Origin of the sequence: Pantoea sp. EKM10T (assembly GCF_011800685.1) — a bacterium.
Lineage (GTDB): Bacteria > Pseudomonadota > Gammaproteobacteria > Enterobacterales > Enterobacteriaceae > Pantoea > Pantoea agglomerans.
Window position 1 is genome coordinate 187,307 of sequence record NZ_JAALEU010000009.1, and the last position, 9,737, is coordinate 197,043.

Annotated in this window: 13 protein-coding genes; 7 read left to right on the top strand and 6 right to left on the bottom strand. The window is 52.3% G+C overall.

The genetic code is table 11. From position 1 onward, the window contains the following. The first annotated feature begins 33 nt into the window (after positions 1 to 33). Positions 34 to 267: an alternative ribosome-rescue factor A gene (locus tag HFD95_RS17670; RefSeq protein ID WP_010252762.1), complete on the top strand. Its 234-nt coding sequence runs from the start codon at positions 34 to 36 to the stop codon at positions 265 to 267. Here HFD95_RS17670 and mscL read toward each other — a convergent pair whose 3' ends face one another. The 5 genes from mscL to def form a co-directional block, all read right to left on the bottom strand. Further along, the gene (gene mscL / locus HFD95_RS17675) at positions 268 to 678 is read right to left on the bottom strand and encodes a large-conductance mechanosensitive channel protein MscL (protein ID WP_022625142.1); all 411 of its coding nucleotides are present in this window, start codon (positions 676 to 678) and stop codon (positions 268 to 270) included. A 124-nt stretch (positions 679 to 802) separates the two neighbouring features. Next, positions 803 to 2,179 carry a Trk system potassium transporter TrkA gene (gene trkA / locus HFD95_RS17680; RefSeq protein WP_010252756.1) on the bottom strand — a complete coding sequence of 459 codons (1,377 nt, stop codon included), beginning with the start codon at positions 2,177 to 2,179 and terminating at the stop codon, positions 803 to 805. Positions 2,180 to 2,197: 18 nt separating this feature from the next. Then, complete coding sequence (gene rsmB, locus HFD95_RS17685) at positions 2,198 to 3,499, bottom strand: 16S rRNA (cytosine(967)-C(5))-methyltransferase RsmB (RefSeq protein WP_167430558.1); 1,302 nt, start codon at positions 3,497 to 3,499, stop codon at positions 2,198 to 2,200. A gap of 49 nt (positions 3,500 to 3,548) precedes the next feature. Next, the gene (gene fmt / locus HFD95_RS17690; protein WP_010252750.1) at positions 3,549 to 4,493 is read right to left on the bottom strand and encodes a methionyl-tRNA formyltransferase; all 945 of its coding nucleotides are present in this window, start codon (positions 4,491 to 4,493) and stop codon (positions 3,549 to 3,551) included. Between the two features lie 20 nt (positions 4,494 to 4,513). After that, positions 4,514 to 5,026, bottom strand: a complete 513-nt coding sequence (gene def / locus HFD95_RS17695; RefSeq protein WP_010252747.1) for a peptide deformylase — start codon at positions 5,024 to 5,026, stop codon at positions 4,514 to 4,516. A 115-nt stretch (positions 5,027 to 5,141) separates the two neighbouring features. Here def and dprA point away from each other — a divergent pair, with 115 nt between their 5' ends. From dprA to HFD95_RS17725, 6 genes are read left to right on the top strand one after another with little or no spacing between them, the layout of a single operon-like run. Then, the gene (gene dprA / locus HFD95_RS17700; protein ID WP_158131345.1) at positions 5,142 to 6,266 is read left to right on the top strand and encodes a DNA-protecting protein DprA; all 1,125 of its coding nucleotides are present in this window, start codon (positions 5,142 to 5,144) and stop codon (positions 6,264 to 6,266) included. Then, the gene (gene smg / locus HFD95_RS17705; protein WP_010252741.1) at positions 6,238 to 6,711 is read left to right on the top strand and encodes a DUF494 family protein Smg; all 474 of its coding nucleotides are present in this window, start codon (positions 6,238 to 6,240) and stop codon (positions 6,709 to 6,711) included. Before dprA ends, smg begins: the two co-directional genes overlap by 29 nt. A 24-nt stretch (positions 6,712 to 6,735) precedes the next feature. After that, entirely contained in the window at positions 6,736 to 7,284 is a 549-nt protein-coding gene (locus tag HFD95_RS17710; protein ID WP_010252738.1) for a topoisomerase DNA-binding C4 zinc finger domain-containing protein, read from the top strand. A 3-nt stretch (positions 7,285 to 7,287) separates the two neighbouring features. Then, positions 7,288 to 7,860: an L-threonylcarbamoyladenylate synthase type 1 TsaC gene (gene tsaC / locus HFD95_RS17715; RefSeq protein ID WP_010252735.1), complete on the top strand. Its 573-nt coding sequence runs from the start codon at positions 7,288 to 7,290 to the stop codon at positions 7,858 to 7,860. Between the two features lie 3 nt (positions 7,861 to 7,863). Continuing rightward, positions 7,864 to 8,682: a shikimate dehydrogenase gene (gene aroE / locus HFD95_RS17720; protein WP_122890140.1), complete on the top strand. Its 819-nt coding sequence runs from the start codon at positions 7,864 to 7,866 to the stop codon at positions 8,680 to 8,682. Further along, complete coding sequence (locus tag HFD95_RS17725) at positions 8,679 to 8,936, top strand: DUF1488 domain-containing protein (protein ID WP_010252729.1); 258 nt, start codon at positions 8,679 to 8,681, stop codon at positions 8,934 to 8,936. The genes aroE and HFD95_RS17725 overlap by 4 nt, the downstream gene beginning before the upstream one ends. On the opposite strand, the gene HFD95_RS17730 is transcribed toward HFD95_RS17725, so the two are convergent. Next, positions 8,903 to 9,457 carry a gamma carbonic anhydrase family protein gene (locus HFD95_RS17730; protein ID WP_010252727.1) on the bottom strand — a complete coding sequence of 185 codons (555 nt, stop codon included), beginning with the start codon at positions 9,455 to 9,457 and terminating at the stop codon, positions 8,903 to 8,905. The two genes, HFD95_RS17725 and HFD95_RS17730, sit on opposite strands and share 34 nt — an antisense overlap. Between the last annotated feature and the right edge of the window lie 280 nt (positions 9,458 to 9,737).

The following is a 9,737-nucleotide window of genomic DNA, read 5'->3' on the forward strand; positions in this document are numbered from 1 at the left end:
ATAGAGTATCAGACCATCTCAACAGGAGGCGTCATGAGTAAATATCAGCACACCAAAGGGCAAATCCGTGATAACGCGATTCAGGCTCTGTTACACGACCCGCTATTTCGGCAACGCATTGAGCAGAAGCAAAAGGGTAAAGGTAGTTTCAAGCGGAAAGAGAAACATGGCAAGGGGACTGGATGGGAGGGCAGTGATAAGAAAGCGTCTTATCACTGCCCTTCTGCTTTTACGGTTAAAAAAACCGCCTGTGCGGCGGCTTATTAACTAGACCCGGGTATTCTGCTGTTTCAGCAGGTCGCGGATTTCAGTCAGCAGAACTTCTTCGTTTGACGGTTTAGCCACTGGCTTCTCTACTTCCTTTTTCTTGTACAGACGATTCATTAACTTGATCGCCATAAAGATTGCGAAAGCGATGATGACAAAATCGAAGATGGTCTGAAGGAAGATACCGTACTGCATTACAACGGCTGGAGCATCACCAACTGCAGGCTTAAGTACCCAGGCGAATGATTTAAAATCGACACCACCAATCAGTAAGCCTAAAGGCGGCATAATGATGTTGGCGACTAACGATGAAACAATTTTACCGAATGCAGCACCGATGATGACACCAACGGCTAAATCCATCACATTGCCGCGCATTGCGAAATCGCGAAACTCTTTGATTAAACTCATACTTATCTCCTTGCCCAAGCCAATGCCATAAAGTCTAACAAACCCTACTGGTTTTGCCATCAACACAGCGAATTAAGCGGCAGTTTTGCGTTCCTTGTGTTCTGTTCGCCTGTAAACGCGGCATTTACAGGAAAAATGGACTCGGCTGGAAGAGACGTTCCACATCTGATACAAACTTCTTGTCGGTCAGGAACATGATGACATGATCACCTTGTTCAATTCGCAGGTTATCATTGGCAATCATCACATCGTCTCCACGAACCACTGCGCCAATAATGGTGCCTGGCGGTAGTTTGATATCATCAATGGAGCGGCCGACCACGCGTGAAGTTGATTCGTCTCCGTGCGCTATCGCTTCGATCGCTTCTGCAATACCGCGTCGTAGCGATGAAACGCCCACGATATCCGCTTTGCGCACATGACCAAGCAGGGCAGAGATCGTGGCCTGCTGAGGTGAAATAGCGATATCGATAACGCTGCCTTGTACCAGATCGACGTAGGCGCGGCGCTGAATCAGCACCATAACCTTCTTCGCCCCCATCTTTTTTGCCAGCATGGCTGACATAATATTGGCTTCATCATCGTTGGTGACGGCGATAAAGAGATCAACCTGATCAACATGTTCTTCAGCGAGAAGTTCCTGATCTGACGCATCGCCATAAAAGACGACTGTGTCGTGAAGATGCTCTGCCAGTTCTGCTGCGCGCTGAGGGTTACGTTCAATCAGCTTCACGCTGTAATTTTTCTCAAGTTTTTGTGCCAGGCCGAAACCGATATTACCACCACCTACCAGCATAATCCGTTTATAAGGTTTCTCCAGCCGCTGCATTTCACTCATTACCGCACGAATGTTCTGACTGGCTGCAATGAAAAAGACTTCATCACCCGCTTCTACGATGGTTGAACCCTGCGGGCGAATGGGGCGATCCTGACGAAATATAGCGGCTACGCGGGTATCAATGTGTGGCATATGCTCACGCATGATCGATAGCGGATTTCCTACCAGTGGCCCGCCATAATAAGCTTTCACCACGGCGAGGCTGACTTTGCCTTCAGCAAAGTTGACGACCTGCAATGCGCCAGGGTACTGGATTAAACGATAGATATTGTCGATCACCAGCTGTTCAGGCGAGATCAGGTGATCGATAGGCACCGCTTCAGGAATAAATAATTTGTCCGCATCACGCAGATAATCGGCCGCGCGAATACGGGCGATACGATTCGGCGTATTGAAAAGCGAATAAGCAATCTGACAGGCAATCATGTTGGTTTCATCGGAGTTGGTTACGGCAACCAGCATGTCGGCATCTTCCGCACCCGCCTCACGTAAAATTCGTGGATGAGAACCATGACCCTGCACGACGCGAAGATCGAACTTATCCTGCAGGTGACGCAGGCGTGAAGAGTCGGTATCAACCACCGTGATATCGTTGTTTTCACCCACCAGATTTTCTGCCAGGGTTCCGCCAACCTGTCCTGCGCCCAGAATGATTATTTTCATCGCTTATCAATACTCATTTCAGTTTGTACCCGATTTTTTTATCAGCTTAGCGTAGAAGAAACCATCTCCGCCCTCGGCTTCCGGGAAGACCTGTAAGCCGTTCGCGGGCGCATCTCTGAGGGGCTCTGCCTGCGCATCATGCTGGCGCTGCAGGAAAGCATCTATCTGTTGATGATTCTCTTCAGGCAGGATGGAACAGGTGGCATAAATCAGTGTACCGCCAGGTTTCAGGTGCAGCCAGATAGCATCAAGAATTTCACCCTGAAGCTTTGCCAGCTCGGCGATATCCCGATCGCGACGCAGCCACTTAATATCGGGATGGCGTCGGATCACACCGGTAGCAGAGCAGGGCGCATCCAGCAGAATACGGTCAAACTGACGATCGCCGCACCACTGTTGCGGCGTTCGTCCATCACCCTGTTTCACGTCTGCTTTCATACCCAGTCGTTGCAGATTCTCATTTACGCGTTTAAGACGCTGCGCATCCACGTCGACGGCCATAACTTCGGCCTGAGGCGCGATTTCAAGGATATGGGTCGTTTTACCGCCGGGCGCAGCGCATAAATCCAGAATCTGTTCGCCGTTTTGGGGCTCAAGCAGCAAGGCACAGCGCTGAGCAGATAAATCCTGCACGGTAACCCAACCCTGATCAAAGCCTGGTAGCTGGCTGACCGGGGCAGGGGCGTCAAGCCGCAGCGCATCCGGCACATCGACAGCAGGCTGAGCATTCCTGCCGCTTTCGGCCAGCATAGCCAGCCACGTGTCACGATCGTGGTGCTGGCGATTAACCCGCAGCCACATCGGCGGACGCAGATTATTTGCTTCGACAATCTGTTGCCATTGTTCCGGCCAGGCATGCTGTAAACGCTTTAGCAGCCATCCGGGATGCAGATAGCGTTGCGGGCCATACTGAACAGTGGCAAGCAGCTCTTCCCGCTGACGCTGAAACTGGCGTAATACGCCATTTAATAAGCCTTTCATACTGGTGCGCTTCAGTACTTCGGCGCCCGCGACGGTTTCTGCCAGTGCGGCATGGGCAGGCACACGGGTATATTCCAGCTGATAAAGCCCGACCATGATCAGATAGTGCAGAACCCGCTGTTTGCCGGTAAGTGGACGCTCCATCAGTTTGCCAATCAGCGCTTCCAGCTGCGGTAATGTGCGCAATACGCCAAAACAGATCTCCTGCACTAATGCGCTATCTTTGTCAGAGAGCTTTTTCTGGGCGGCTGGCAGTGCCGTATTCAGGGATTCGCCCTTGTCGACCACACGCTCAATAAGTTGAGCCGAGAGGCTACGCAGGTTGATAGATTTAGTCATAGGGTTTTGTCATCAAACAAAAGGCCCGGTGAGGGACCGGGCCTGAGAGTCAGTCCAGAAGGGTTCCAGGTTCAAACCATTCCCGGCGCGAGTTGAGAAGATCCTGAGCCGACATCGGTTTTTTACCGGCGGGCTGCAACTGGAGCAGGTTCAGTACGCCCTGAGCCGTTGCCACCTGGATGCCATGCTTGTCAGCATGGATAATTTCACCAGGCGCACGATCGCAGTGGGGCAGAACGCTTGCCTGCCAGACTTTAACCGGCTGATCTTCAATGGTGAAAAAGCTCATCGGCCACGGGTTAAAAGCGCGAATACAACGCTCAAGCTGTTCTGCAGAGAGTGTCCAGTCAAGACGTGCTTCCTCTTTACTGAGTTTCTCAGCATAGTTGGCCAGCGTTTCATCCTGTTTTTCAGGTGAAGCCTGCTGAGTGGTCAGTAATGTCAGCGTATCCAGCAGCCCCTGTGGGCCAAGCTGTGCCAGCTTGTCATACAGCGTGGCACTGGTATCCTGGGCAGTAATCGGACAGGCCAGCTTATGCAGCATATCGCCGGTATCCAGTCCCACGTCCATCTGCATGATGGTCACGCCGGTTTCGCTGTCGCCAGCCCAGAGCGCACGTTGAATAGGCGCAGCTCCGCGCCAGCGTGGCAGCAGTGAGCCATGGACATTGATGCATCCCAGACGTGGCATATCAAGCACGGCCTTGGGCAGAATTAATCCGTAGGCTACAACCACCATCACATCGGCCTTGAGGTCAGCAACCAGTTGCTGATTTTCTTCAGGTCGCAGTGACTTAGGCTGATAAACCGGAATGTCATGTGCCATCGCCAGCGTTTTGACCGGGCCTGGCGTTAATTTGTTACCGCGACCAGCAGGACGGTCGGGTTGGGTGAATACGGCGATAACCTGATGTTCAGAAGCAAGCAGCGCGTCAAGATGACGCGCTGCAAAGTCAGGTGTGCCAGCAAAGATGATTTTTAGCGGGGCAGACACGTTTATCCCTTATTAAGATCTCAGGAAGCCTGCGCGTTCTGACGCGCCAGTTTCTCTAATTTATTTTTGATCCGTTGCCGCTTTAAAGGCGACAGATAATCGATAAACAGTTTGCCTTCCAGATGATCGATTTCATGCTGGATACAGATGGCCAGTAACTCGCTGGCTTCCAGTTCGAAACTTTTACCCTCGCGATCCAGTGCACGGACCTTTACCCGCTCGGCACGCGGAACAAATGCGCGCTGTTCCGGAATAGAGAGGCAACCCTCTTCAATGCCGGTTTCACCACTTTTTTCCAGCAGCTCAGGGTTAATCAGCACTAAACGCTCTTCACGACTTTCAGAGACGTCAATCACGATAATGCGCTGATGAATATCGACCTGCGTAGCCGCAAGACCGATACCTTCTTCGGCATACATCGTCTCGAACATATCATCAACGATACGCTGAATGTCTGCGTTAACTTCTTTAACGGGCGCAGCAACTTTGCGAAGACGCTCGTCAGGGAAATGTAATACCTGCAAAACTGACATAAATATCCAGATCTGTATTCGGTTAAGAAAAGATTACTACCTTATATTGTAGACTTTTCGAGGCCTGATTGACAGCATTCTGCGGCAGGAAGCAAGGGCGATCAGGGAGCTGAAGATGGACAAAATAGCGCAGTCTGTACGGCTGGCCGCCGTCACTGGAATGACAGGAAAACGCTGGGTTGATGTGGCGCAGCAAATAGGTGCCGGACAGGCAGACAGGGAGCAGCTTATCCGGCTTGGCTTAGATGAGAGCCAGTGCCAGCAATATGATGATTATAATGAAAAAAATCTTACAGAAGTCTATTCATGGCTGGCTCAGAGCCCGGCTCACCATCTGGTGACTGCTCTGGACGCGGCCTATCCTGCCCGTCTTAAAGAAACCAACCGCTTTCCGCCGCTGCTCTATATTGATGGCGATCCTGCGCTTATCAGCACACCACAGTTAGCGGTGGTGGGCAGCCGAAACTGTTCACACTATGGCCGCTACTGGTGCGACTGGTTTACCCAGCACTTAAGCCTCAGCGGTCTGACCATTACCAGCGGACTGGCAAGAGGTATTGATGGTGTTGCGCATCAGGCAGCACTCAACGTAGGCGGTAAAACGGTGGCCGTGTTAGGTAGTGGTTTGCAGCGGCTCTATCCCAGCAATCATGCCCATCTTGCCGCAGAGATCGTTGAACAGGGTGGGGCGGTGGTTTCTGAGTTTCCGCTGACGACCCTGCCGCATCCGCTTAATTTTCCGCGCCGTAATCGTATCATCAGCGGCCTGAGCCATGGGGTGCTGGTGGTAGAAGCCTCGCTGAAGAGTGGTTCCCTGGTAACGGCGCGGTATGGGCTGGAGCAAAATCGTAATGTCTATGCCTTACCTGGCGCGCTCGGTAACCCCTTAAGTGAAGGCGTAAACTGGCTGATTCAGCAGGGGGCGCTGCTGGTGGCCCATCCCCATAACATCGTGGAAGATCTGGCAAGTGCACTTAACTGGCTGCCGATGACACCGGCCGGTGAAATTTATTCTGAGGTGAGTGACGATGCTCCATTGCCATTTGCTGATGTGTTGGCTAACGTAGGTGATGATGTTACACCTGTTGACGTTGTCGCTGAACGTGCCGGCCAATCTGTGCCAGTTATCTCAGCTCAGTTGCTGGAACTGGAGTTAGCAGGATGGATCGCAGCTGTACCCGGCGGCTATGTCCGATTGAGGAGGGCATGCCATGTTCGACGTACTGATGTATTTGTTTGAGACATATATCCACAACGAAGCAGAAATGGGTGTTGATCAGGACAGATTGACAGACGACCTGACGGATGCCGGGTTCCATCGTGAAGATATTTACAGTGCGCTGAACTGGTTAGAAAGATTGGCTGACTATCAGGAAGGACTGGTTGCGCCAATTTTACTGACAAATGATCCGCTCTCCATGCGTATTTATACCGATGAAGAGAGCAAACGTTTAGATGCTGACAGCCGTGGTTTCCTGCTGTTCCTGGAGCAGATTCAGGTGCTGAACCTGGAAACGCGTGAAATGGTCATCGAACGCATTATGGCGCTGGATACCTCTGAGTTTGACCTGGAGGATCTCAAATGGGTGGTACTGATGGTGTTGTTCAACATTCCCGGATGTGAAAATGCCTATCAGCAGATGGAAGAACTGCTATTCGACGCCAATGAAGGTATGCTGCATTAAATTTCCTTTCATGCATTGATCGCTATGAGTAAAGCTGCACTCTTCACCGTGCGTAAACAGGATCCCTGCCCCGCTTGCGGGGCAGAACTGGTTATCCGCTCCGGTAAACACGGTCCTTTTCTGGGCTGCGCGAACTACCCGGCATGCGACTACATTCGACCCTTAAAGGGTCAGGCCGATGGTCATGTGGTCAAAGTGCTGGAAGGCCACGCCTGTCCCGAATGCGGTGCGGATAAAGTGTTGCGGCAGGGGCGATTTGGCATGTTCATTGGCTGTAGCCTCTATCCGGAATGCGGATACACCGAAACCATCGACAAACCGGATGAAACCTCGCTGGCCTGTCCACAGTGCCATGAAGGCCGGTTAGTTCAGCGGCGCTCCCGTTACGGCAAAACGTTTCACTCCTGCGACCGCTATCCAGCCTGCCAGTTTGTTGTGAATCTGACACCCGTTGCCGGAATCTGTCCTTATTGCCAGTATCCGCTATTAGTTGAAAAAAAGACGGCCCAAGGGATCAAACGCTTTTGCGCCAGTAAAAGTTGTGGCAAAGCCATTGCTGAAGAGAATTCATAGACCATGGAAAATCAACACCTCGCCGATTCACTTGAAACCTGCTTAGAGCAGCTGAATCGACAGGCGGTCATCGCCTATCCTACTGAAGCCGTATTTGGTCTGGGCTGTGACCCTGACAGTGAATCTGCCGTCATGGCTTTACTGGCGCTGAAACAGCGTCCGGTAGAAAAGGGGCTTATCCTGATTGCGGCTGATTACACCCAGCTGGAACCTTACATCTCCGCTCGGGAACTGTCTGTGATACAGCGTGAGCGGATGTTTGCATGCTGGCCCGGCCCGGTGACCTTTGTCGTACCCGTTCCGCCACAAACGCCTCGCTGGCTTACCGGACAGTTTGATTCACTGGCCATTCGCGTCAGTGACCATCCTGATGTGCAGGCCCTTTGCCGCGCATTTGGTAAACCGCTGGTCTCAACCAGTGCAAATCTGTCAGGCCTGCCTCCCTGCCGAACGGCTGAAGAAGTGAAGCAGCAGTTTGGTGAGCAGTTCCCGGTTCTGTCGGGAAAAACGGGTGGGCGGCTCAATCCCTCTGAAATCCGCGATGTCATCAGCGGCGAACTTATACGTCAGGGCTAATTCATGGATCAATTCGCCGTTTTCGGTAATCCGATCAACCACAGTAAATCTCCGCTGATCCATCAGGCTTTCGCTGAACAGACGGGCGTTGAACATCGCTATGGTCGGATTTGTGCCCCGATAGATGGTTTTCCTCAGGCGCTCTCTGCCTTTTTCGAACAGGGAGGCCGTGGTGCCAACGTGACGTTACCTTTTAAACAGCAGGCATGGGAATTTGCCGATCAGCTCAGCGAACGTGCAGCCCTGTCCGGCGCGGTAAACACGGTGAAAAAACTCAGCGATGGGCAGATCCTGGGTGACAACACGGATGGTATCGGGCTGTTAAGCGATCTTGAACGGCTGAAGATGATCAATGCTGGTGACAAGGTTTTGCTGGTGGGGGCGGGTGGTGCTGCACGTGGGGTCATTCTGCCGCTTCTCTCAGCAGGCGTGACACTCACTGTTGTTAACCGTACCGCCGCGCGGGCGGAAGAGCTGGCTGGCCTGTTTGCAGCGAGCGGCACTATCCGCGCATGTGGTTTTGAGCAGCTGACAGATCAGCACTTTGATCTGATCATTAATGCGACATCAAGCGGTGTGAATGGCGAAACCCCTCCTTTACCTGCAGCAGTCATTCATGCTGATGTGCGCTGTTATGACATGTTTTATCAAATCGGGCTGACGCCTTTCCTTCGCTGGTGTCAGGCGCAGGGCACGGCTCATCTGGCAGATGGTTTGGGCATGCTGGTGGGGCAGGCTGCTCATGCCTTCTATCTGTGGCACGGTGTGATGCCGGAAATCGCGCCGGTGATTACCCAGCTTAAACAGGCCATGCAGCCATGAATCAGGCGATACAGTTTCCTGATGATGAAACCTATAATGCTGAACTGAACGCGGTCTGTTTCCCGGTGCTGGTCAACGGCATGCGGCTGACCTGTGCAATCAGCAGGAAGTCGCTGGCTTCACGTTTTGGTGAAGGGGAGGCGATGGCGCTGTTTCAGCACCATCGCTGGGATCTGGAAGATGAGGCTGAAGCGGCTATCCGTCAGGATAATATTGATGCTCAGGGCTGGATCTGGTTATCTCCCGCCAGGTAATCATCTTTCCAGGCGACATAATTATTAGCAGAATAGCGTAAACCTTCCTTCTCATTGTCATTCAGCGGCCTGATCTGCCTGACCGGACTACCCAGATAGAGATAGCCGCTCTCCAGTCTTTTACCTGGCGGCACCAGACTTCCGGCACCAATCATCACCTCTTCTTCTACTATTACGCCATCAAGCAGAATCGATCCCATTCCGATCAGCACGCGATCGCCAATGGTACAGCCGTGCAACATCGCTTTATGCCCGACCGTGACATCCTCGCCAATAATAAGAGGGAAGCCTTGCGGGTTAGACGCTGATTTATGCGTAACGTGCAGAACGCTGCCGTCCTGTACATTAGTACGGGCACCAATGCGGACCTGATTCACATCACCCCTGATCGCAACCAGCGGCCAGATGCTCACGTCGTCCCCCATTATGACATCACCGACCACAACACTGCTTGGATCGACCATAACGCGCTGGCCAGTTTGCGGGAAAAGGTCTTTATATGGACGTAGGGCGGAAGCCATCATGTTCTCCTTTGTTCTGTTTTCAATGCAGCCTGATGCGATTTCAGGCAGCTGACAAGCCAATTCTGGCCTGGATCGCTGGCGATCTCATCAATCTGGATCATTTATAACCGTTCAGATAAAAGATCCAAAAAAAGGGTTGTGCTCTGAAACGGGATCCCTATAATGCGCCTCCATCGACACGGAACACCGGCAACGGGAAGCGGGTTGAGAGGCACAGGAGACTGCGCCGCCGGAGAAAAACTTCTGAGAAAGAGGTTGACTCTGCAGGAGGAAAGCG

Coding starts and splice junctions, on each gene's coding strand:
- HFD95_RS17670 (WP_010252762.1), top strand. CDS start 34: ATGAGTAAATATCAGCACACCAAAGGGCAAATCCGTGATAACGCGATT.
- mscL (WP_022625142.1), bottom strand. CDS start 678: ATGAGTTTAATCAAAGAGTTTCGCGATTTCGCAATGCGCGGCAATGTG.
- trkA (WP_010252756.1), bottom strand. CDS start 2,179: ATGAAAATAATCATTCTGGGCGCAGGACAGGTTGGCGGAACCCTGGCA.
- rsmB (WP_167430558.1), bottom strand. CDS start 3,499: ATGACTAAATCTATCAACCTGCGTAGCCTCTCGGCTCAACTTATTGAG.
- def (WP_010252747.1), bottom strand. CDS start 5,026: ATGTCAGTTTTGCAGGTATTACATTTCCCTGACGAGCGTCTTCGCAAA.
- dprA (WP_158131345.1), top strand. CDS start 5,142: ATGGACAAAATAGCGCAGTCTGTACGGCTGGCCGCCGTCACTGGAATG.
- smg (WP_010252741.1), top strand. CDS start 6,238: ATGTTCGACGTACTGATGTATTTGTTTGAGACATATATCCACAACGAA.
- HFD95_RS17710 (WP_010252738.1), top strand. CDS start 6,736: ATGAGTAAAGCTGCACTCTTCACCGTGCGTAAACAGGATCCCTGCCCC.
- tsaC (WP_010252735.1), top strand. CDS start 7,288: ATGGAAAATCAACACCTCGCCGATTCACTTGAAACCTGCTTAGAGCAG.
- aroE (WP_122890140.1), top strand. CDS start 7,864: ATGGATCAATTCGCCGTTTTCGGTAATCCGATCAACCACAGTAAATCT.
- HFD95_RS17725 (WP_010252729.1), top strand. CDS start 8,679: ATGAATCAGGCGATACAGTTTCCTGATGATGAAACCTATAATGCTGAA.
- HFD95_RS17730 (WP_010252727.1), bottom strand. CDS start 9,457: ATGGCTTCCGCCCTACGTCCATATAAAGACCTTTTCCCGCAAACTGGC.